The organism is Variovorax sp. E3 (assembly GCF_016082275.1).
Taxonomy (GTDB): Bacteria; Pseudomonadota; Gammaproteobacteria; order Burkholderiales; family Burkholderiaceae_C; genus Variovorax.
This window is the reverse complement of the sequence record NZ_MOWM01000143.1, coordinates 1-22,108: the sequence shown is the minus strand read 5'-3', so window position 1 is coordinate 22,108 and position 22,108 is coordinate 1. Positions and strand designations below refer to the sequence as shown.

Here is a 22,108-nt window from a genome sequence, read left to right as displayed (position 1 = left end):
GTGGGGCGCGTGCGCATCGCCTTCGTGTCGACGGTCGCTTCGAGCAGTTGCCGGCCTGGGTGCGCGAATTTCGCGTGCTGTGCCCCGAGGTCGCGCTGGAGCTGGTCGAGGCCACCGGCGACGTGCAGCTCGAAGCCTTCGCGCGCGGCGAGATCGACGCCGGGCTGATGCTGCACTCGCCCGGCGCCGCGCCGCCGGGGCTCGCGCGCCTTGCCGTGTCCGAGGAACCGCTGGTGCTGGCGCTGCCGTCGCAGCACGCGCTGGCCCGTGCGCCGAAGCTGCAACTGGCCGACGTGCTGGCCGAGCCGCTGGTGATTTTTCCGCGCCGCATCGTGCCGTCGCTGCACGACGCCATCTTCGACCTGTACCACGCAGCGGGGCGCACGCCGCGGCTGGGGCAGGAGGCGATCCAGATGCAGACCATCGTCAACCTCGTTTCGGGCGGCATCGGCGTGGCGTGGGTGCCCGAGAGCGTCACGCAGTTCCGGCGCGCGGGCGTCGTGTACCGCCGCGCGGAAGCGTTCGCGCCGGCCGCGCGGCGCCGCAGCGCCCCGGTGCTGCCGGCTTGCGAGACCAGCCTGGTGTGGCCCGAAGAAGCCGCCAACCCGGCGCTCGAGCGCTTCGTCGCATTCGTGCGCGAACGCGGCGGGGGCCTGAAAGATCAGGCCGACCTGGCACCGCCCTGACGCGCCTTGCGCGGGCGGGCAGGGCCGGGCCTGGCGGGCGGGTCGAGCGAGTCGGCCAGCAGCGCTTCGAGCCAGCCCGCGAAGGCCTGCATGCGGCGGGGCAGGTTGCGCCGGTGCGGGTACACCAGTTGCACCGGCAGCGGTTCGGCGCGCGCGTCGGGCAACACCTCGACCAGCTCGCCGGCCGCCAAGTGCTCGCGCACGTCGTACGCCGGGATCTGGATCAGGCCGAGCCCGGCCAGCGCGCAGGCGATGTAGGTCTCGGCATTGTTGGCCGCCACCTGGCTGCGCATGCGCAGGGCCGTGGTCTCGCCGTCGTGGCGCCACTCCCACGGCGCCGCGCGTCCGCTGGTCGGCGACGCGTAGTTGACGGCCGTGTGGCGCGGCAGGTCGGCGGGGCTGCGCGGCGTGCCGCGGCGCGCCAGGTAGGCCGGGCTCGCGCAGTTGATGAGCGTGAAATGCCCGAGCGGCCGCGCCACCAGGCTGCTGCTGGCCAGCGGGCCCACGCGCAGCGCGCAGTCGACGCCCTCCAGCACCAGGTCGACCGCGCGGTCGCTCGACCCCAGCTCCAGCTCGATGCCCGGATGCCGCTCGAAGAAACCCGGCAGCGCCGGTGCGATCAGCCGCCGCGCGATGCGGCTGGGCACGTCGACCTTCAGCCGCCCGCTCACCTGGCCGTGCGCCGGCAGGAACTGCTGCTCCATGTCTTCCATGTCGGCCACCAGCGCGCGGGCCCGCTCCAGCATCACCTCGCCGTCGGGCGTGAGGCCGACGCGGCGCGTGGTCCGGTGCAGCAGGCGCGAGCCCAGCCGTGTTTCCAGCTGCTGCACGGCGGTGGAGACGGTGGCGCGCGGCAGGCCCAGCCGGTCGGCGGCGCGCGTGAAGCTGCCGGTCTCGGCCACGCGCACGAAAACCTGGAGGAGGTCGATGCGGTCCATTGTTCGTGAATTTTTGAACAGTCTAGCCTTGTATGTCTCATTTATCGGCATGTGAACGATCAATAGACTGACGGCTCCTGTCACACATCCACCAAGGAGCGCATTCCATGTCCGCACGCACGCTAGAGAACAAGGTCGCCGTCATCGCCGGCGGAGGCAAGAACCTCGGCGCCCTCATCGCCCACCTGCTGGTCGACGGGGGCGCAAGGGGGTCGCCATTCACTACAACAGCGACGCCTCGCGCGTCGACGCCGAGCAGACCGCCGCCGCGCTGCAGGCCAAGGGCGCCGGCACGCTGCTGGTGCAGGCCGACCTGTCGGTGGCCGAGAACAACGTCAAGCTGTTCGACAAGACCGTGAAGAAGTTCGGCCACGTCGACATTGCCATCAACACCGCCGGCGTGGTCATCAAGAAACCCATCCTGGAGATCACCGAGGCCGACTACGACAAGAGCTTCGACGCCAATGCCAAGGCCGCCTTCTTCTTCATCCAGCAGGCCGGGCGCACCCTGGCCGACGGCGGCAGCATCGTCACCCTGGTGAGTTCGCTGCTGGCGGCCTACACGCCGTTCTATGCGATCTACCCGGCCTCGAAGGCGGCCGTGGAGCACTACACGCGCGCCGCCTCGAAGGAGTTCGGCGAGCGCGGCATCTCGGTCAACGCCATCGGCCCCGGGCCCATGGACACGCCGTTCTTCTACGGCCAGGAAAGCGCGGACGCCGTGGCGTACCACAGCAGCGCGGCGGCGCTCAGCAAGTTCTCGAAGAAGGGGCTGACCGACATCGAGGACATCGCGCCCATCGTGCGCTTCCTGGTCACCGAAGGCTGGTGGATCACGGGCCAGACCATCTTCGCCAACGGCGGCTACACCACGCGCTGACGCGGCGGCACGAACATGCACACGGTCATGGTGATGGGCGGCGGCTTCGTGCTGCTGGTGGTGTTCCTGCTGGCAGGGCGCTTCATGGGCGACGGCTCGGCGCTTGCGCTGGCCGCGGCGGCCAAGTGGTTCATACCGGCGTGGTTCGTCGGCGCGGGCATCAACATGGCCGTGGGGGTGCTCAAGGCGGGGTATTCGGTGGCCGAAGAACTGCCGATCTTCCTGCTGGTCTTCGCGGTGCCGGCGGTGGTCGCGGGGCTGCTCTGGTGGAAGCTCGGGCGGTAGCCGCGGGCTGAATATCCCCGTCCCGGCCCCGACATTCGGCCGGGGCACAATCTGCGGATGCTCATGTATCCGCAGATCAATCCCATCGCCCTGCAACTGGGGCCGGTGGCCATTCATTGGTACGGCCTGACCTACCTGGCGGCCTTTGCGCTGTTCTATTTTCTCGGCACGCGCCGGCTGCGGCACGAGCCGTACCGCTCGCTGGTGGGCGCGGGCGCATGGCAGCGCAAGGACATCGAGGACATTCTTTTTCTCGGCGTCATGGGCGTCATCGTGGGCGGGCGGCTCGGCTACTGCCTGTTCTACAAGCCCGAGTTCTACCTGACGCACCCGCTCGAAATCCTCTACGTGTGGCAGGGCGGCATGAGCTTCCACGGCGGCCTGCTGGGCGTGATCGGCGCCATGGTGTGGTTCTCGCACTCGCGCGCGCGGCCGTTCTGGCAGGTGATGGACTTCGTCGCGCCCTGCGTGCCGACGGGTCTCGCCGCCGGCCGCGTGGGCAACTTCATCAACGGCGAACTGTGGGGCCGCTTCAGCAGCCCCGACCTGCCCTGGGGCATGGTGTTTCCGCAAAGCGGCTCGATGCTGCCGCGCCACCCCTCGCAGGTCTACCAGTTCCTGCTCGAAGGGCTGCTGCTGTTCGCGATCATGTGGCTCTACGCGCGCAAGGAGCGCAAGCAGGGGCAGGTGGCCGCTGTGTTCCTCATCGGCTATGGCGCGCTGCGTTTCATTGCCGAGTACTTCCGCGAGCCCGACGATTTTCTCGGCCTGCGCGCGCTCAGCCTGAGCCAGGGCCAGTGGCTCAGCGTGCCGATGGTCATTGCCGGCATCGCGCTGTGGTTCTGGTTCGGCCGTTCGGCCAAGACGGCCACCACCGCACGCGCTTGAACCGGAAGTTCGCAGGGTAAGTCCCAGCCGCGCATGGGGTGCGCGGCCTTGCGCCGCATGGCGCGCGGGCTCAGAATTATGCGTAATTACAGGAAATTACGCGGTCTCCATCGCTCCTTTTCATGCGCCTGGTCCCCAACTCCCTGCACGACGAAGTCGCCGCCACGCTGCGCGAGCAGATCTTTGACGGCACGCTGGCGCCCGGCAGCTTCGTGGACGAGGCGGCGCTGTGCGAGCGGCTGTCCATCTCGCGCACGCCGCTGCGCGAGGCGCTCAAGGTGCTCACCGCCGAAGGCCTGCTGCGGCACGAACCACGGCGCGGCTGCTTCGTGCGCGAGGTGACCGAGCGCGACCTCGACGAGATCTTTCCCGTCATTGCACTGCTCGAAGGGCGCTGCGCCTACGAGGCCGCGCGCAACGCCAGCGATGCCGAGCTGCACGAGCTCGACGCGCTGCACGAGCGGCTGGTGCGCCACGCCAAGGCGCGCCGCATCAACGACTACTACGCCACCAACCACATCATTCACGAGGCGATCATCACGCTGGCCGACAACAAGTGGCTGGCCCAGGTGATCGGCGACCTGCGCAAGATCCTGAAGCTCGCGCGCCTGCAGCAGCTGCACGCGCCGGGCCGGCTCGACCAGAGCCTGTCGGAGCACCTGGCGGTGTTCGCGGCCCTGAAGGCGCGCGACAGCGAAGCGCCGACGCCGCCATGCGCACGCACATGCTGCGCCAGCGCGAGGCGCTGCGCGAAGTGATGCGCCACCAGAAATCCAGGGTGATGCCGTGAGCGCCGTCCCCCCAAGCATTGGAGTCTTGCGATGAGTGCGACCGAATGGTTCCAGGCCCGGCTGCGCTCCGGTGAAAAGTCGAAGGTGCCGGTGGCGCCCGAAAGCACGGCCAAGGGCGCGTCGAAGAACGCGCCCAAGCCCAGCGCGCGCGCCACCGCCGAGCGCCTGCAGGTCACCCTGCGCAAGGCCGACGAAGCGCTGTCGCCGCGCGCGCTGCGCCGTGTGCTGGCCGACCTGCAGGCCGTGATCGATCCGCGCGTGAGCGAGGTCGAGGGCGGGCGCCGCGCCCACGCCATCGCCGTGGCCTACGCTGCCGCCACGCCCGAGGAACGCCGCGACTACTGGGCGCTGATGAGCGAGCATTTCGCGGCCGACGCGCAAAAGCTCAAGACCGCGCGCGACCAGCACCAGGCCGCCGTCGGCACGCCCGACGAAGGCCAGGCCGAGTTGCGCCTGCGCCGCGCGCTGGTGTCGCCGCGCATGCGGCTGCTGCAGCGCTTCGCGGTCGAGCCCGAGGGCATGCGCTTCCTGGTCGACCTGCGCTCCGACCTGCTGCCGTGCCTGAAGGCCGACAAGCGCCTGCTCGCGCTCGACGCCGAGCTGGAGCATCTGTTCTCGACCTGGTTCGACGTGGCCTTTCTCGAGCTGCGCCGCATCGACTGGGACTCGCCGGCCTCGCTGATCGAGAAGCTCATCCGCTACGAGGCGGTGCACGACATCAAGAGCTGGTCCGACGTGAAGAACCGGCTCGACGACAGCGACCGCCGCTGCTACGGCTTCTTTCATCCGCGCCTGCCCAACGAGCCGCTGATCTTTGTCGAAGTGGCGCTGGTCGACCGCATCAGCGACGGCATCACGCCGCTGCTCGACGAGGCCGCCGTGCCGGTGCTGCCGGCCAAGGCCACCACCGCCATCTTCTATTCGATCAGCAACACGCAGAACGGCCTGCGCGGCGTGAGCTTCGGCGATTCGCTCATCAAGCGCGTGGTCGAGACCCTGCAGGACGAACTGCCGCGCCTGAAGACCTTCGCCACGCTGTCGCCGATTCCGGGCTTTCGCACCTGGCTCGCCAGGAACGCGGCCGAGCTGCTGCCGCGCCTGGATGAAAAGCGCGAGGCCGAACTCGGCCGCCTCGTCGGCTCGCTGCCGCCGACCGCCGAACGCCTGCTGGCCGCCGTGGACGCCGCCACCACCTTCGAGGCCAAGTCGCCGCTGCGCCAATGGCTCATGCAGGCGGCCGCCGAGTACCTGGGCCGCGCGCTGGTCGACGGCACGCCGGCCGACCCCGTCGCGCGCTTCCACCTGGGCAACGGCGCGCGCGTCGAGCGCCTGAACTGGGCGGGCGACCCGTCGCCCAAGGGACAGAAGCAGTCGTACGGGCTCATGGTCAATTACCTGTACGACCTCAAGCGATTGGACAAACATCGCACCTGGCTGGCGGACGGCAAGGTGGCAGTGTCGGGAGACATCGAAAGCCTGTTCTTCAAAAAAGGCTGAAGTCCGGAAAGTGCAGACAAGAGTGCCAGTGCCAGTGCAAGAGCCGGTGGCAGACACGCCGGCGGCCGCATCGGGCGGCAAAATCCACAACGACAGGAGCTGAGACAAATGAACCCCAACTTTCAACGCCGCGACGTCCTGCGCGTGGCCGCCGCCGGTGCGGCCGTTCTGTGCGGCGCCGCGCGTGCGCAGCAGAGCTGGCCGACCAAGCCGGTGACGATGGTCGTGCCGTTCCCGGCAGGCGGCGGCACCGACGCGTTCGCGCGGCCGCTGTCGGGCCAGTTCTCGCGGCTGACGAACCAGTCGCTCATCATCGACAACCGCGGCGGCGCGGGCGGCACGCTGGGCGCGAGCGTCGCGTCGAAGGCCTCGGCCGACGGCTACTCGCTGTTCATGGGGGCGGTGCACCACGCCATTGCACCGTCGGTCTACCCGAAGCTGGACTACGACATCGAGAAAGATTTCGTCCCGCTGATGCTGCTGGCCAACGTGCCGCAGGTGGTGGTGGTCAACCCCAAGCGCGTGCAGGCCACGAGCATCAAGGAACTGATCGCGCTGGCCAAGCGCAGCCCCGGCCAGCTCAACTACGGCTCGGCCGGCGCGGGCACTTCGCACCACCTGGCGGGCGAGCTGTTCAAGCTGCAGACCGGCACCTTCATCACCCACATTCCCTACCGTGGCGCGGGCCCGGCGCTGGCCGACCTGATCGCGGGCAACGTCGACCTGATGTTCGACGGCCTGGGTTCCTCCGCGCAGTACATCAAGAGCGGCCGCATCAAGGCGCTGATGGTGGCCGGCACCAAGCGCAACCCCGCGTTCCCCGACGTGCCGTGCGCGGCCGAGGTCGGCCTGCCCGACTACACCGTCACCACCTGGTACGGCCTGTGGGCGCCCAAGCGCACGCCGGCCGACGTGCAGCCGCACATCATCGACGAGATGAAGAAGGTGCTCGCGTCGGACGACATCAAGAACATCTGGGCGCAGAACGGCTCCGAAATCCCGACGCTCACCGGCGCCGCCTACGGCAGCTTCGTGAGCTCCGAAATCAAGCGCTGGGCCGCGGTGGTGAAGGCCTCGGGCGCGAAGATCGAATGAGCATCGACGCGCGCGGCAGCCAAGTCTCGTTGCGCCGGGAAGGCGCGATCGCGTTCGTCACGCTGTCGAACGCGGGGCGGCTCAATGCGATGACGCGCGCCATGTGGCGCACGCTGCGTGCCGTGTTCGACGACGTGCGCGGCGCCTCGGGCGACGCCGGCCTGCGCTGCGTCGTCGTGCGCGGGGAGGGCGGGGCCTTCTGCGCGGGCGGCGACATTTCCGAGTACCCGTCGTTCCGCTTCGAAGAGCCGAGCCTGCGCGAGTTCCACGAGAACGAAGTCTGGGCCGCGCTGCAGGCCATGCTCGATTGCCCGCTGCCGCTGGTTGCGCAGATCGAAGGCGCCTGCATGGGCGCGGGCATCGAGATTGCCAGCTGCTGCGACATCCGGCTGGCCGGTGCGTCCGCCAGGTTCGGCGCGCCCATTGCCAAGCTGGGCTTTCCGATGGCGCCGCGCGAGGCCGCGCTGGTGCATGGCGCCATCGGCGACGTGCTCGCGCGCGACATGCTGCTGGCCGCCGGCGTGCACGGCGCCCAGCGCCTGTACGACGCGGGCTTTCTGCTGAGCGTGCTGCCCGACAACGAAGTGGCCGCCGCCGCGCAGGACCACGCCACGCGCATCGCCGCGCTCGCGCCGCAAACCGCGCGCCTGCACAAGGCGACCTTCGCCGCATTGCGGGCCGGTGCGCCTTCCGCGCACAGCCTGCTGGCCACCGCCTACGACTACGCCGATTCCGCCGAGCACCGCGAAGGCATCGACGCCTTTCTTGCCAAGCGCAAACCGAATTTCTGAGCACCCGCTCACGGACAAATAGATGAAGAAGACCGCCAACGCCAACCTGTTCGCCGCCCTGCGCGCGGCCTTTCCCGCCGACCTCGACGCCATTGCCGTCGAAACCGACAACGGCCTGTTCTATTCGTGGCGCGACGTCGAGCGCGCCAGCGCCATGATCGCCAACCTGCTCGACGCGCTGAAGCTCGAGAAGGGCGCGCGCATCGCGGTACAGGTCGAAAAATCGGTCGAGGCGATGCTGCTGTACCTGGCCACCCTGCGTGCCGGCTATGTGTTCCTGCCGCTGAACACCGCCTACCAGAGCGCCGAGATCGAATACTTCATCGGCAACGCCGAGCCGGCCGTGGTGGTGTGCACCAGCCGCAATGCGTCGTGGGTCGCGCCCATTGCCACCGCGGCAGGCACCAGGCACGTCTTCACGCTGGACGACGACCGCACCGGCACGCTGCTCGAAGTGGCCGCGCAGTGCAGCGACCAGCACGCGCCCGCACAGCGCAAGGCCGGCGACATGGCCGCCATCCTGTACACCAGCGGCACCACGGGCCGCAGCAAGGGCGCGATGCTCACGCACGGCAACCTGCTGTCGAACGCCGAGGTGCTGAAGGACTACTGGGGCTGGACCGAAGGCGACGTGCTGATCCACGCGCTGCCCATCTTCCACGTGCATGGCCTGTTCGTGGCGCTGCACGGCGCGTTGCTCAACGGCAGCAAGATGCTGTGGTTCTCGAAGTTCGACCCGAAGCGCATCGTGCAGAAGCTGCCCGAGGCCACGGTGTTCATGGGCGTGCCCACGCTGTATGTGCGGCTGCTGGCCGAGCCGGGCCTCACGCGCAAGGCGGTGCGCAACATGCGCCTGTTCATTGCGGGCTCGGCGCCGCTGCTGATCGAGACTTTCGACGAGTGGCGCGAGCGCACCGGCCACACGATTCTCGAGCGCTACGGCATGAGCGAGACCGCCATGCTCACGTCCAACCCCTACCGGCCCGCGCAGGGCGAGCGCCGTGGCGGCACCGTCGGCTTTGCGCTGCCGGGCGTGCAGCTGCGCGTGCGCGACGACAGCGGCCGTGACTGCACCACCGACGAGATCGGCAACATCGAGGTCAGCGGCCCCAACGTGTTCGCGGGCTACTGGCGCATGCCCGAGAAGACCAAGGAGGAGTTCACCGCCGACGGCTTCTTCAAGACCGGCGACGTGGGCAAGATCGACGGCCTGGGCTACATCACCATCGTCGGGCGCAGCAAGGACCTGATCATCAGCGGCGGCTACAACGTGTACCCGGCCGAGATCGAGGGCTACATCAACGAGATGCAGGGCGTGGCCGAGAGCGCCGTGGTCGGCGTGCCGCACCCCGACTTCGGCGAGGTGGGCGTGGCCATCGTCATTCCCAAGTCGGGCGCCGCGCTCGACGCCGACGCCATCGTGGCCGACCTGAAGTCGAAGCTCGCGAACTTCAAGATCCCCAAGCGCTGCTTCGTGGTGGCGGAGCTGCCGCGCAACACCATGGGCAAGGTGCAGAAGGCGCTGCTGCGCGCCGAGCACAAGGCACTGTTCGCGGCCTGAAGCCGCCGGCGATTCAAGAAGCGGGCGCGAGCCCGTTCATCAGCCCGCTGCATGCGTGGCAGTTGATGTACTCGTAGCTCTGCTCGTCGGCCTTCAGCACCGACACCTCGTGGTACACGCGCAGCTGCAGCTGGAAGTTCAGCGCCTGCACGTAGCGCATGAAGCTGCCGAAGATCGCGACGTGCGTCGGGTGCGACTCGGCCCAGCGCTCCATGTCGGCCAGCGAGCGCCAGTAGCTCAGGCCGAAGGACTTCTGCAGCGGCGCGCCGTGCGCGTCGAGGTGGTGCATGTAGCGGTTGCTGTAGCAGCCGATGTCCAGGCCCTGGTCGCGCAGGAAGTTCATGCCTTCGCGCAGCACCGGCTCCATGTCCTGCAGGTAGAGCGTGCGCTCCTGGCCGGTGGTGTCGGTCCACTCCTGGCCCGAGCGGATCATTGCGATGTTCTCGTGGCCTGCGATGCGCACGCGCTGCCCCGGTGCCGGCGCGCCCGCGATCACCGCGCGCGTTCCCGAAGGCGCCATGGCGTCGGTCTGCGAGAGCGGGATGCGGTCGCGCATGGAGCCCCAGTAGCCGTGCTCGCGCAGCTCGCCGCTGACCTCGCCCATCACCACGCCGACGCCCTCGAAGCGATCGGGCGTGTTGAACATGGTCTCGAAGTGCTCGACGCGCGGCGACGCGATCTCGCGGAAGTAGCCCAGGCCTTCGCTGAGCCGTTCGTCGGCACGCCACCATGCGTCGATGGCGGGCGTGTCGCGCCAGCGCGCGAACGCGGCGGGGTCGCTCCAGTAGGCGATGGCGACCATGTTGTCGTGGCCGTCGGCATCGACGTGGTGCGTGAGGTCGTGGTGGCCCGGCCCGTCGGGCAATGCGAAGTCGCGCGCGATCTTCATCAGCGCGGCGCAGGCGCGGCCCTGCATGTCGGCCCCGCGCGACTGCACGCCGAAGTAGCCCATGACCACCTGCGTGGTCGAGACGGGCGCGCGGGCCGACCACACGGGGTAGGGCGGGGTGTAGTCGTCCTCCACGCGGCGGTGGCGCGTGCGGGGGCACTGCAGGTGCTCGGCGATGGCGGATTCCATGGCGTGGCTCCCGCGTGCTCAGGCCACGACCGGCTCGGGCGCGCTGCTTTCGGGCTCGGGCGTGAGCTGCACCACCATCGGCTCGCGGCGCGTCTTGTTCAGCAGCAGCTGCGTGACGTCGGGCCGCGAATAGTGGCCGCTCGGGTCGGCGGCGGCCTTGGCCAGCGAGATCATGCCGAGGTCGATGTCGGCAATGACCAGGCCTTCTTCGTGCTCCGGCAGCGGCGTGCCCAGCGGCGAGCCGTCAGGCGCGTAGATGCGCGCATGCCCGCCGCCCACGCCCAGCATCTGCTGCTTGCCGGCGTCGGTGCACATCAGCTCGCTCATGGCCTTCGACACGGTGGCGCAGGGCGCGATCACGAAGCAGCCGCCTTCCACCGCGTACACCTGGCTCGCGGCGTTGTTGACCTCCTGGCCCAGCGCGTAGGCCGCGCCCCGGTAGAGCGAGAAGCTGGGCCAAGCGGCGCAGTGGATCTGCTCGTTCTGCGCATACATCGCGTACTTGCTGAGCGGCTGCAGGTGCTCCCAGCAGCACAGCGAGCCGATGTTGCCGATGGGCGTCTGTACCACGTGCAGGTCGGCGCCGTCGCCTTCGCCGAACACGGTGCGCTCCACGTGCGTGGGCTTGAGCTTGCGGCGTGTCTGCACGGTGTTGCCCTGGTCGTCGATCAGCGCCTGCGCAATGTAGAGGCTGCCCGCCGCCTTCTCGCTGAAGCCGAACGACAGCCAGATGTGGTGCTTGCGCGCCGCGGCGTTCAGGCGCTCGAACTCGGCCGAGCCGATGACCAGCGAGTTGTCGTGGTAGCGCTGCACGAACTGCATGCCCCAGGCCGGCGAGTCGAGCCAGATCCACCACGGGTAGCCGGGGATCCAGGTCTCGGGAAAGGCGATGAGGCGCACGCCCTGTTTCGCGGCCTGCGCCATCAGGTCGATGGTCTTGTCGATGGTGGCGTCGAGGTCGAGGAACACGGGCGCGGCCTGCACGGCGGCAACGCGCAGCTTGGGGTGGACGGTGGTCGGCATGGTGGGTCTCCAGGTGCAATGAAAGTAACGAACCGCAGGCCGTGCGCACCGGGTTTGCGCGGTGGCATGCGGGTTGCTTGAAGCGTAAATTCGCGCCGCCGGAACGCCTTGACCCGGATTGGCGTCGTTCTTGTTCCAGCGTTGCATGCCCTGCCCGAGCCCTTCGCCGGGCCTTTCGAGGAATTCCGATGACCCAGCTGCTCAGCACCGATGCCGTCTCGCGCAACCAGCGGCTCGCCTACTGGACCGACATGATCTGCAACGTCTACGTGCAGCTGGGGTGCGACCCGGTGCACGAGGGCGACGCGGGCGATTTCGAAGGCAGCATCCGCCAGCACACGCTGCCCAGCCTCGACGTGTCGGTCGTCACCTCGGGCCCGCAGAAGGTCATGCGCACGCCGGGCCACATTTCGAAGTCGGGCGATGACTGCTTTCTCGTGAGCATCCAGGCGCGCGGCCATGGCGTGGTGCGCCAGGACGGGCGCGACGCGGTGCTGTCGGCCGGCGACTTCGCGCTGTACGACAGCACGCGGCCCTACCAGCTGCTGTTCGACCAGCCTTTCGAGCAGATCGTGCTCAAGCTGCCCGGCGAGCGCCTGCGCAGCGAGTTGCGCGACACCGAGGCGCTGACGGCCACCACGGTGTCAGGCCGCGAAGGCGCGGGGCATCTGCTGCTGGGCATGATCCGCACGCTGCGCGAGGACATCGACACGCTGCAGCCCGCGTCGGCGCTGGCGGTGGCCAACGGCGTGCAGAACATCCTGGTGGCGGGGCTGCAGACCTTGCCGGCGGCGCGCGCGCCGGCGCTGAGCAATCTCACGGCGTACCACCTGGCGCGCGTGAAGCGGCGCATCGACGAGCAGCTGGCCGACCCGTCGCTGTCGGTGGGCACGCTGGCGGCGCAGCTGGGCGTGTCGGTGAGCCACATCCACCGCGTGTTCAAGAGCGAGCCGCTCACGCCGTCGCAGTACATCTGGGAGCGCCGGCTGGAGGCGTGCAGCCGCGACCTGCTGGAGCCGCGCCTGGCGGGCCGCCCCGTGGGGGAGATCGCCTACGGGCGGGGCTTCAACGATGCGGCGCATTTCAGCCGCGCGTTCCGCGAGCGCTTCGGCTGCTCGCCGCGCGAGTGGCGGCAGCAGCGGGTGCAGTAGCCGTCGACCCAGAGGGCTTCGGCTCAGCCGTGCAGGCCCTTCCAGAGCATGTAGGCCGCCAGCAGGTACAGGATGCTCGCGAACACGCGCTTGAGCTTTTTCACCGGCAGGCTGTGCGCGGCCTTCGCACCCAGCGGCGCGGTGAACACGCTGCAGGCGGCTATCACCACCAGGGCGGGCAGCCAGATATAGCCGAACGAGCCGGCCGGCAGGCCTTCGACGCTGTGGCCGCTGATCACGTAGCCCAGCACGTTGGCCACGGCGATCGGAAAGCCCAGCGCCGCGCTCGTGGCCACGGCGTTGTGGATGGCCACGTTGCACCACGTCATGAACGGCACGCTGATGAAGCCGCCGCCCGCGCCCACAAGGCCCGAGATGAAGCCGATGACGCCGCCCGCCGCGAGCTGCCCGCCCGTGCCCGGCATCTGCCGCGTCGGCGCGGGCTTCTTGTCCAGGAACATCTGCGTGGCCGAGAAGCCCACGAACAGCGCGAAGAAGATGGCGAGCGCCGTGCCCTTGAGCAGCGCGAACACGCCCAGGCTGCCCGCGAGGCTGCCGATGACGATGCCGGGCGCCAGCCGCTGCACGATGTCCCAGCGCACCGCGCCGCGCTTGTGGTGCGCGCGCACGCTCGACACCGAGGTGAAGATGATCGTCGCCATCGAGGTCGCGATGGCCATCTTCACCGCCAGGTCGGCGGGCACGCCGCGCTGGCCCATGATGATCGTGATGAACGGCACCATCAGCATGCCGCCGCCGATGCCCAGCAGCCCCGCGAGAAAGCCGGTGCCCAGGCCGAGCACGGCGAGTTCGGCGATGAGCAGGGGGTCGAGCAGGGCGGCGATGTTCACGGTGGCGTCGGGCAAGAAAAGGGCTGCTGCAAAAAGCAGCGGCCCCGTGCAACTGGTGCAGGGGGCCGCGGCGGGAAAAGGTGTCTGCAGATGATGTGCCGGACCCGCATCCTGAACCAGGGTTCAGGTGGGCGAGGGCAGCAAGACTTCGGGTTCATCTGACGCGAGATGATCACGCCCGTCTAGCGATGTACCAAGCCCGGCTCCGGAGAGCATTGGAACAAGGAAATATTAAGCCCGACACGTCTGCAGACAGTTCGGATTTTACGCCTCCCTGCCCGTGTCCGACGAAATCATTCAGAGCAAATGTCCATCGCCGGCCAGGGCCTGATCGAGTCTTTGAATGAGCTGCGTGGCTTTCGGGTCGGCCTCGGCGCTGTCCGATGCGGCCGTGGCCGCCTCGGCGGGCGGTACTGCCGCGGGCGCGGCGGCGGCAGCGGCCTGCTGCGCGGCCAGGTCGAAGGCCAGGTTCAGCGAGGCCAGCACCGCGATGCGGTCGCGGGCCTTGACTTTTCCGGCATCGCGGATCTTGCACATGGCCGCGTCCACGCGTTCGACGCTTCGCGCAGTTGCGCCTCGCCGCCATCGGGACAGCCGAGCAAATAGCTCTGGCCCATGATCTGTACTTCAATCTGCTTCATGCGGAGGGGTCTTCGGGAGGTGGTTCAGCCGGCAGCCGTTCGAGCAGCGCGTCGAGGCGCGTGCGGGCCGCGGCGAGCCGCGACTTCAGGCCGTCGCGTTCGCGCGTGAGCGCCTCGACCTGTTCCTGCAGCAACGCATTGGTGCGTTGCACCTCTTCGTGACGCACGAGCAGGCGTTCGACACGCTCGGCGATCTGGTCGATAGGGCTGGATGCGGGCATGGTTGGCGATTGTAGTTTCCCTGGGAGGAGCCCTTGCCGACATGGGGCGAGGGTGCGTCGTGGCGTGGATTCTGCGGGCCGGCGACCACGAGGCGCAACACTTTGTCGATGCGGCCCGCCGCGCGCGGCGCTACTCGCTCAGCCGCACGTAGGTGGCGAGCAGCGCGCTCTTGGCGGCCACGCCCAGCAGCACGGGGTTGGCCGCGCTCTCGATCACCGGCAGGCGCTCGCCCCGGTGTTCGAGAAAACGCTGCAGCGCCTGGCCGAGGCCGGTGTCGGCGGTGATCGGCAGGATGGCTTGCGACAGCAGGGCGCTGGCGCTCGTTTGCGTCGGCGCGGAGCCCAGCGCCGCGAGCGGCACCACGCCCAGATAGCGGTTGGCGTCGTCGACCACGTAGAGGTATTTCACCGGGTGCTGCAGGAAGAGCTTGCTCATCGCCTCGCGGTCGGCGTCGGGGCCGACCACGGTCTCGGCCGGTTGCACGAGGTCGCGCATGTGCAGGCCGCGCAGGCGCAGTTGCGTGTCGCGCTGCGCGTTGCGGTGCAGCGTGATCTCGTACATCGAGCCGGCATTGGCCGAGCGCGCGACGAAGTACGCGATGACGCTCGCGGCCATCAGCGGCAGCATGACCTGGTAGCTCAGCGTCATCTCGAAGATCATCAATATCGCCATCAGCGGCGCCTGCGTCGCGCCCGCCAGGAACGCGCCCATGCCGACGATGGCGTAGGCGAAAGGCGCGGAGGTGGCGGCCGGCCACAGCGCCTGCACGCCCAGCCCGAACAGCGCGCCGATCATGCAGCCGAAGAACAGCGCCGGCGTGAACACGCCGCCCACCGCGCCCGAGCCCGCGGTGGCCATCGTCGCGGCGGCCTTGGCCACCAGCACCATCGCGATCAGCGTCCATGGCCACGGCGTGTGCAGCACCGCGTTGACCACGCTGTAGCCGTTGCCCCAGACCTCGGGCATGGGCACCGAAATCGCGCCCATGAGCAGGCCGCCCAGCGCCAGCCGCCACGGCAGCGCGACCGGCAGCCTGGCGAACAGCGCGCGGCTGCCGTGCAGCGCGCGCAGGAAGCCGATGGCTGCAAAACCGAGCAGCACGCCGAGCACGCAGAACAGCACGACCTCGGTGCCGTGGATCTCGGGGAACGCGGGCATGCGGTAGGGCGGCTGGTAGCCGGGCAGCGCGCGCATCGCGACGTTGGCCACCACCGAGGCAATGATGATCGGGCCCACGCTTTCCATCGCGATCGAGCCCAGCACGATTTCGGCGACGAAGAAGGCGCCCGCGATGGGCGCGTTGTAGGCGGCCGTCAGGCCCGCCGCCGCGCCGCAGGCCACCAGCAGCCGCAGCCGCTCGGCCGGAAAGCGCAGCACCCGGCCCAGTTGCGAGGCGGCCAGCGCCGCGAGCTGCACCATCGAGCCTTCGCGCCCGATCGAGCCGCCGGTGCCGATGCTCACGAGCGACGACGCGCTGCGCACCAGCGTCTGCGCGACCGGAATGCGGCCGTCGCCCAGCACGATGGCTTCCATGTAGTCGGAGGTGGCGCTGCGCACCGCCACGCGTTTCGCCAGCACCAGCAGCAGGCCGGCCACCAGTCCGCCGAGGGTGGGGCAGGCGATGCGGGCCCACCACGGCAGGTGCCTGGCCATGGCCACCAGGCCTTCGCCGGGGCCCAGCACCAGGTGCTCGAAGCCCAGCAGCGCCGCGCGGAACAGTTCGGTCGCCAGCGTGCCGAGCAGTCCGGCGGCAATCGACCACAGCAGCATCGACTGCCAGCCCGAAACACCGAGAGCCGCTGCAACGCGGAACGAAGATTCAAGAAAACCGAGGCCGGACGCATCATGTCGATGTTAGCGGCGGACGCAACTTTCGACTTAACGACGTGTCCGCAGGCCTTAAAATCCCGCCCGTTGGTGCCTGCGGCGTGGTTCACGCGCCGCGGTTCAACGGGAAGCAGGAGTCAAGGCCCCCCGAACACACATCGGAACCCGGCCGAAGCCGCCTGCGCTGCCCCCGCAACGGTCAAGCAGACGACGCCGCAAGGCGTCACCCCTATCCATACAGCCACTGGGCGCCCTGAAACAGGTGCCTGGGAAGGCGGTGGGGGCCGTTCTGCCAGCCCGGATACCGGCCAACAAGGCGGCTGCCGCATGCACGAACGACCCCACAGGTCTCGTGCGCGAGGCAGCCATTGCGCCCAGGCGCGGCGGGGAAGCCGGCAAGGGGCATTGACGTTCGTTCGGCACATTTCATGATTTCCCACGTTTCCGTTTCCCGTGGCCGCGCTCCCGCGCGCCGTCTCCGTTTCGCCTGCCTGCCTCTGGCGCTGGCTTCCGCCTTCGGCGGCCTGGCCCATGCGCAAGAAGCGCCCACCCTCGGCGAAACGGTGGTCACGGCCAACCGCACGCCGCAGGCGCTGTCCGACCTGGTGGGCGACGTGTCCATCATCGACCGCCAGACCATCGAGCGCAGCGGCGCCACCGGCGTGGCCGACGTGCTCGCGCGCCTGCCCGGCATCGAGATCTCGCGCACCGGCGGCGTGGGCAACACCACCAGCCTGTTCATCCGCGGCGCCGAAACGCGCTTCACGGCGGTCTACCTGGACGGCGTGCGCATCGACTCGCAAACGACCGGCGGCGCCGGCTGGGAAGGCATTCCGCTGTCGCAGATCGACCGCATCGAAGTGCTGCGCGGCCCGGCTGCCGCGGTGTACGGCTCGGACGCCATCGGCGGCGTGATCCAGCTGTTCACCAGGCGCGGCGAGAACGGCGTGGCGCCCTACGCGGGCATCGGCCTGGGCAGCAACGGCCTGCGCAAGATCGAAGGCGGCGTGAGCGGCAAGTCGGGCCTGTTCGACTATTCGTTCGGCGTCGCGCACGAGGAAAGCAAGGGCTACAACCTGCAGCCCGTGGCCAAGCGCAACGTGGTCAAGGACGGCTTCACCAACCCCGACCGCGACGGCTACAACAGCACCTCGGGCAACGTGAAGCTGGGCTTCCAGATCACGCCCGACCAGCGCATCGACGCCACGCTGCTGACCAGCGACATCAAGGCCGGCTACGACGCCACCGTTTCCTACAAGACCAAGCTGCCGATCCTGTTCGCCAACGACGTCGCGAACAACACGCTGCGCACCGCCGGCCTGACCTGGTCGGCCAAGTGGAACGACGTCTACAGCACCCGCGTGCAGGTGACCGACTCGCAGTCCGTCTACAAGACGCAGCCGAGCTTCTACCGCACCGAAACGAACCTGCGCGGCTTCCTGTTCCAGAACGAGTTCCGCTTCGGCCCGCACCTGGTGACGGCCACCCTGGAACGCCGCGAGGACGCGCTGAACAACGCGCCGACCACCACCTCGAAGCTGCTGTCGCGCGACCGTTCGCAAGACGCGCTGTCGCTGGGCTACGGCTTCGTGCAGGGCCCGCACTCGCTGCAACTGCATGTGCGCCACGACAAGGACAGCGAGTTCGGCGGCAAGACCACCGGCAGCGCCGCCTACGGCTACGCCATCACCCCGGCGCTGCGCTTCACGGCCTCGGCCGGCACCGCCTTCCGCGCGCCCACGCTGTACCAACGCTTCAGCGAATACGGCCTGGCATCGCTCAAGCCCGAGTCCAGCCGCAACGTCGAGCTGGGCCTGCAGTACACCGAGGGCGCCACGCGCGCCGGCATCGTGGTCTACAACAACCAGGTGCGCAACCTGATCGGCTTCGACGGTTCGGCCAAGGGCTGCGCCTCGTCGTTCGGCTGCTATTCGAGCACCGCGCGCGCCCGCTACCAGGGCGTCACGCTGTCGGGCGGCCACCGCATCGGCGACGTCACGCTGCGCGCCTCGCTCGACTTCCAGGACCCGCGCGACCTGGCCACGCACAACCTGCTGGCCCGCCGCGCGCAGCGCCACGCCACCTTCGGCGCCGACTGGCGCGTGGCCGGCTGGACGCTGGGCGCCGAGGTGCAGACCTCGAGCAAGCGCTACGACGACGCCGCCAACAGCGTGCAGCTCGGCGGCTACACCGTGCTGAACCTGTCGGCCAGCACGCAGATCACGCGCGACCTCAACCTGATTGCGCGCGTGGACAATGTGGGCAACAAGGACTACCAGTACGCGCGCCTGTACGCCAACGCCGGCCGCATCGCGTACGTCGGTCTCAAGTGGACGCCGCAATAAGCCAGACCTCGCCCTCCAGCGACACCGCCGGTGCCGCGGCCGCCTCGTGCGCCGCGGTGCTGGTGGCTGCCCCGGCCTCGGGGCAGGGCAAGACCACGGTCGCGGCCGCGCTCGCGCGGTTGCACACGCGCCAGGGCCGGCGCGTGCGCGCCTTCAAGTGCGGGCCCGACTTTCTCGACCCGCTCTGGCTCGCGCTGGCCACCGGCGCGCCGGTGCACTCGCTCGACCTGTGGATGACGGGCGAGGCCGACTGCCGCGAGCGCCTGCGCGCGGCGGCCGCCGACTGCGACCTGCTGATCGTCGAGGGCGTGATGGGCCTGTTCGACGGCACGCCCAGCGCGGCCGACCTGGCCCGGCGCTTCGGCCTGCCGGTGCTGGCCGTGATCGACGCGCACGCCATGGCCGGCACCTTCGGTGCACTGGCCTACGGCCTGCAGAATTTCCAGCCGGGCCTGCCGTGGGCCGGCGTGCTCGCCAACCGCGTGGGCAGCGAGCGCCATGCGGGCATGCTGAAAGACGCGCTGCGCGAGCCCTCGCAATGGCTCGGCGCCTTGCCGCGCGACGCGGGTTTCACGCTGCCCGAGCGGCACCTGGGCCTGGTCGTCGCGAGCGAACTCGGCGACGCGATGGCGCGGCTGGACGCCGTGGCCGACGTGCTGGCCGCCACGCCGCTGGGGCAAATGAGCATCGGGCAATTGCCGCAGGCGCGCTTCGACGCCGCCGCGCAGCCGGATGCGCCCGTGCCGCCGCTGCTGGCCGGCCGCACCATCGCCATTGCGCGCGATGCGGCCTTTTCATTCATCTATCCCGCGAACCTCGATGTGCTCGATGCACTGGGGGCGCGGCTCTCTTTCTTCTCGCCGCTGGCGGGCGACGCCTTGCCCGACTGCGACGCCGTGTGGCTGCCCGGCGGTTATCCCGAGCTGCATGCCGAAGCACTCTCTCACTGCGAGCCGATGCGCGCCGCGCTGGCCGCGCATGTGGCCGCCGGCAAGCCCGTGTGGGCCGAGTGCGGCGGCATGATGGCGCTGTTCGACGAACTGGCCGCGCATGAAGGCGCCGACGCCGGCCACACGCACCGCATGTGGGGCCTGCTGCCCGGCAAGGTCACGATGCAGAAGCGCCTGGCCGGCCTCGGCCCGCAGCAGCTGCAGCTCGGCAGCCACACGCTGCGCGGCCACACCTTTCACTACTCGCGCTGCGAGACTCCGCTTGCGCCCGCGGCGCGCACCGCCCGGCCCGGCGTGACCCAGGCCGTGGGCGCGCAAGGCGGCGAGGCGCTCTACGTGCACGGCCCAGTGCGCGCCAGCTACTTTCATGCGTGGTTCGCGTCCAGCCCGGAAGCCACCGCGCGCCTTTTCGGCGCCATGCCCATCGAGTTGCAAAGCCATGCCACCACTGAGTAAGCCGGCCGCCGCCGAACACGAGTTCATTCTCGGCGGCCAGAAAAGCGGCAAGTCGCGCCGCGCCGAACAGCGCGCCGCCGACTGGCTCGCCGCCGGGCCGCGCACGCACCGCGCCGTGATGATCGCCACCGCGCAGGCCTGGGACGACGAGATGCTCGAGCGCATCGTGCGCCACCAGGCCGATCGCGCCGAGCGCGTGCCCGGCATGCGCACCGTCGAAGAGCCGATCGAACTCGCGCGCGCCATCGTCACCCAGAGCACGCCCGAGACGCTGGTAGTGGTCGACTGCCTCACGCTGTGGCTCACCAACCTGACGATGCCCATGCCCAGCGAAGACGCCCGCCCCGTGACGCGCACGCCGGCCACGCACATCGCCATGCTGCTGGTCGCGCTGCGCGAAGCGCGCGGCCCCGTGGTGCTGGTGGGCAACGAGATCGGCCTGGGCGTGATTCCGCTGGGCCGCGAGACGCGCGCTTTTGTCGATGCGCTGGGCCGCCTGAACCAGGACGTGGCCGCCGCCTGCCACCGCGTCACCTTGATGGCCGCCGGCCTGCCGCTGAGCCTGAAAGCACCCGCCGCATGAAGAAGACGATCCGCACGTCGCTGGCCGCGCTGGGCCTTGCCGTGTTCGCCCTGGCCGCGCATGCCTTCGACGTGGTCGACGAGCGGGGCGTGACCGTGAGCCTGCCGCAGCCGCCGCAGCGCATCGTCACGCTGCTGCCGTCGCTCACCGAATCGGTCTGCGCGCTCGGCGCCTGCGACCGGCTGGTGGGCGTCGACCGCTATTCCAATTCGCCCGCGCAGGTGAAGGCGCTGCCGCAGGTCGGCGGCGGGCTCGACCCGAATGTCGAGGCCATCGTCGCGCTCAAGCCCGACGCGGTGCTGCTGGCCAAGTCGTCGCGCGTCACGCAGCGGCTCGAAGCGCTGGGCGTGAAGGTGCTGGTGCTCGAACCCAAGAACCATGCCGACGTGCGGCGCGTGCTCGACAAGCTCGACCAGGTGCTGGGCACGCACGAGGCGCCCCGGGTCTGGCGCGTGATCGATGCCAGCGTGTCGGCCGCCGCGCAGTCGCTGCCCGCGAGCGCCAGGGGCCTGCGTGTGTACTTCGAGGTCAACAGCGCGCCGTATGCGGCGGGCGAGTCGTCGTTCATCGGCGAAACGCTCACGCGGCTGGGCGTGAAGAACATCGTGCCGGCCTCGCTCGGCCCGTTCCCCAAGCTCAACCCCGAGTACGTGGTGCGTGCCAACCCCGACCTCATCATGGTCAGCGTGCGCAGCGCGCAGGGGCTGGAGCAACGGCCCGGCTGGGCCGGCATCCGCGCGGTGCGCGAAGGCCGCATCTGCCGCTTCACTGCGGAGCAGTCTGATGTGCTGGTGCGTCCCGGCCCGCGCATGGACGAGGCCGCGCGCCTGATGGCGCAATGCCTCACCGACAGGGGCGGCAAGCGGTGAACGCAGCGGTCAGGCACACGGCCCATCTGCGCAGGGTGGTGCTGCTCGGCATCGGCCTGCTGGTGCTGGGCGCCGCGCTGATGCTGCTGGGCCTGGGCATCGGCAGCACCGGCTTCGAGAGCCTGCTGTCGGCGCGGCACGACCCCGTGGCGCTGCAGATCGTGTGGGACATCCGGCTGCCGCGCACGCTCGGTGCGTGGCTGGCCGGCGCGTTGCTCGGGCTGGCGGGCGCCGTGGCGCAGGGGCTGTTCCGCAACCCGCTGGCCGACCCGTACCTGCTGGGCAGCGCCTCGGGCGCTTCGCTCGGCGTGGCGGTGGCGCTGCTGATGTTCGGCGGCTCGGCCGCCAGCACGCAGTGGGTGATGCGGCTCGGCCTCACGGGCGCGGCGTTCGTGGGCGCGGTGCTCGCGGTGATTCTCACGCTGCTGCTGGCGCGCGGCGTGCAGCAGACGCTGCGCCTGCTGCTCGCCGGCGTGATCGTCGGCGTGGTGCTCGGCGCCGCGAAAGACCTCATCACCATCGCCTCGGCCGACATCCTGCAAGCCATTCAAGGGTTCGTGCTCGGCAGCACCGGGCTGGTCGGCTGGAGCGCCTGCGCGGTCATGGCGATGGTCGGCGCGGTGTGCCTGCTGCTCGGCTGGGCGCTGGCGCCGGTGCTCGACGGCCTGGCGCTCGGCGAGGCCACGGCGCGCAGCCTGGG

General features: G+C 69.7%; 18 protein-coding genes, 4 pseudogenes and 1 riboswitch. Of the genes and pseudogenes, 15 read left to right on the top strand and 7 right to left on the bottom strand.

Going from position 1 to position 22,108, the window contains the following annotated elements:
- Positions 1–686 (top strand): annotated as a pseudogene (locus tag BMG07_RS32435) (LysR substrate-binding domain-containing protein); the annotation flags it as partial.
- Here the strand turns inward: BMG07_RS32435 and BMG07_RS32430 are convergent.
- Positions 662–1,624, bottom strand: a complete 963-nt coding sequence (locus tag BMG07_RS32430) for a LysR family transcriptional regulator (RefSeq protein WP_198087949.1) — start codon at positions 1,622–1,624, stop codon at positions 662–664. The pseudogene BMG07_RS32435 and the gene BMG07_RS32430 sit on opposite strands and share 25 nt — an antisense overlap.
- Positions 1,625–1,731: 107 nt before the next feature.
- Here BMG07_RS32430 and BMG07_RS32425 point away from each other — a divergent pair.
- The 8 genes and pseudogenes from BMG07_RS32425 to BMG07_RS32390 all read left to right on the top strand — a co-directional run bounded on the left by BMG07_RS32425 (position 1,732) and on the right by BMG07_RS32390 (position 9,412).
- A pseudogene (locus BMG07_RS32425) lies at positions 1,732–2,504 on the top strand (SDR family oxidoreductase).
- A 15-nt stretch (positions 2,505–2,519) separates the two neighbouring features.
- Positions 2,520–2,789, top strand: coding sequence for a hypothetical protein (locus tag BMG07_RS32420; RefSeq protein WP_198087948.1), 270 nt, complete (start codon positions 2,520–2,522; stop codon positions 2,787–2,789).
- A 57-nt stretch (positions 2,790–2,846) separates the two neighbouring features.
- Positions 2,847–3,677 carry a prolipoprotein diacylglyceryl transferase gene (gene lgt / locus BMG07_RS32415; protein WP_198087947.1) on the top strand — a complete coding sequence of 277 codons (831 nt, stop codon included), beginning with the start codon at positions 2,847–2,849 and terminating at the stop codon, positions 3,675–3,677.
- 122 nt (positions 3,678–3,799) lie between these two features.
- Positions 3,800–4,467 (top strand): annotated as a pseudogene (locus tag BMG07_RS32410) (GntR family transcriptional regulator).
- Between the two features lie 31 nt (positions 4,468–4,498).
- Positions 4,499–5,965, top strand: a complete 1,467-nt coding sequence (locus tag BMG07_RS32405; RefSeq protein ID WP_198087946.1) for a malonyl-CoA decarboxylase — start codon at positions 4,499–4,501, stop codon at positions 5,963–5,965.
- Between the two features lie 108 nt (positions 5,966–6,073).
- Positions 6,074–7,060, top strand: coding sequence for a tripartite tricarboxylate transporter substrate binding protein (locus tag BMG07_RS32400; protein WP_198087945.1), 987 nt, complete (start codon positions 6,074–6,076; stop codon positions 7,058–7,060).
- On the top strand, positions 7,057–7,851 hold the full coding sequence (locus BMG07_RS32395) for an enoyl-CoA hydratase/isomerase family protein (RefSeq protein ID WP_198087944.1): 795 nt from the start codon (positions 7,057–7,059) through the stop codon (positions 7,849–7,851). The genes BMG07_RS32400 and BMG07_RS32395 overlap by 4 nt, the downstream gene beginning before the upstream one ends.
- A 22-nt stretch (positions 7,852–7,873) precedes the next feature.
- Entirely contained in the window at positions 7,874–9,412 is a 1,539-nt protein-coding gene (locus BMG07_RS32390) for a malonyl-CoA synthase (protein WP_198087943.1), read from the top strand.
- A 13-nt stretch (positions 9,413–9,425) separates the two neighbouring features.
- On the opposite strand, the gene BMG07_RS32385 is transcribed toward BMG07_RS32390, so the two are convergent.
- Entirely contained in the window at positions 9,426–10,490 is a 1,065-nt protein-coding gene (locus tag BMG07_RS32385; protein ID WP_198087942.1) for a phenylacetaldoxime dehydratase family protein, read from the bottom strand.
- Positions 10,491–10,508: 18 nt separating this feature from the next.
- Positions 10,509–11,513 (bottom strand): carbon-nitrogen hydrolase family protein, encoded by a 1,005-nt coding sequence (locus tag BMG07_RS32380; RefSeq protein WP_198087941.1) that lies wholly within the window; start codon positions 11,511–11,513, stop codon positions 10,509–10,511.
- Positions 11,514–11,701: 188 nt separating this feature from the next.
- Here BMG07_RS32380 and BMG07_RS32375 point away from each other — a divergent pair, with 188 nt between their 5' ends.
- A complete protein-coding gene (locus BMG07_RS32375; RefSeq protein WP_198087940.1) occupies positions 11,702–12,664 on the top strand; it encodes a helix-turn-helix domain-containing protein in 963 nt (320 codons plus the stop codon).
- A 23-nt stretch (positions 12,665–12,687) separates the two neighbouring features.
- On the opposite strand, the gene BMG07_RS32370 is transcribed toward BMG07_RS32375, so the two are convergent.
- The 4 genes and pseudogenes from BMG07_RS32370 to BMG07_RS32355 all read right to left on the bottom strand — a co-directional run bounded on the left by BMG07_RS32370 (position 12,688) and on the right by BMG07_RS32355 (position 16,148).
- Positions 12,688–13,509 carry a sulfite exporter TauE/SafE family protein gene (locus BMG07_RS32370; protein ID WP_198087950.1) on the bottom strand — a complete coding sequence of 274 codons (822 nt, stop codon included), beginning with the start codon at positions 13,507–13,509 and terminating at the stop codon, positions 12,688–12,690.
- A gap of 303 nt (positions 13,510–13,812) precedes the next feature.
- A pseudogene (locus tag BMG07_RS32365) lies at positions 13,813–14,156 on the bottom strand (cell division protein ZapA).
- Complete coding sequence (locus BMG07_RS32360; RefSeq protein ID WP_198087939.1) at positions 14,153–14,377, bottom strand: DUF904 domain-containing protein; 225 nt, start codon at positions 14,375–14,377, stop codon at positions 14,153–14,155. Before BMG07_RS32360 ends, BMG07_RS32365 begins: the two are co-directional and overlap by 4 nt.
- A 130-nt stretch (positions 14,378–14,507) precedes the next feature.
- Positions 14,508–16,148: a ClcB-like voltage-gated chloride channel protein gene (locus tag BMG07_RS32355; RefSeq protein ID WP_269759608.1), complete on the bottom strand. Its 1,641-nt coding sequence runs from the start codon at positions 16,146–16,148 to the stop codon at positions 14,508–14,510.
- 128 nt (positions 16,149–16,276) lie between these two features.
- Positions 16,277–16,533, top strand: a riboswitch (cobalamin riboswitch).
- 100 nt (positions 16,534–16,633) lie between these two features.
- On the opposite strand from BMG07_RS32355, the gene BMG07_RS32350 reads away from it, so the two are divergent.
- The 5 genes from BMG07_RS32350 to BMG07_RS32330 all read left to right on the top strand — a co-directional run.
- Entirely contained in the window at positions 16,634–18,550 is a 1,917-nt protein-coding gene (locus BMG07_RS32350; protein ID WP_198087938.1) for a TonB-dependent receptor domain-containing protein, read from the top strand.
- Positions 18,535–19,956 carry a cobyrinate a,c-diamide synthase gene (locus tag BMG07_RS32345; protein ID WP_198087937.1) on the top strand — a complete coding sequence of 474 codons (1,422 nt, stop codon included), beginning with the start codon at positions 18,535–18,537 and terminating at the stop codon, positions 19,954–19,956. Before BMG07_RS32350 ends, BMG07_RS32345 begins: the two co-directional genes overlap by 16 nt.
- A complete protein-coding gene (locus tag BMG07_RS32340) occupies positions 19,940–20,539 on the top strand; it encodes a bifunctional adenosylcobinamide kinase/adenosylcobinamide-phosphate guanylyltransferase (RefSeq protein ID WP_198087936.1) in 600 nt (199 codons plus the stop codon). The genes BMG07_RS32345 and BMG07_RS32340 overlap by 17 nt, the downstream gene beginning before the upstream one ends.
- On the top strand, positions 20,536–21,408 hold the full coding sequence (locus BMG07_RS32335) for an ABC transporter substrate-binding protein (protein WP_198087935.1): 873 nt from the start codon (positions 20,536–20,538) through the stop codon (positions 21,406–21,408). The genes BMG07_RS32340 and BMG07_RS32335 overlap by 4 nt, the downstream gene beginning before the upstream one ends.
- Positions 21,378–22,108: iron chelate uptake ABC transporter family permease subunit (locus BMG07_RS32330; RefSeq protein ID WP_198087934.1), on the top strand; the 731-nt coding region annotated here is incomplete at its 3' end. The genes BMG07_RS32335 and BMG07_RS32330, both read left to right, overlap by 31 nt.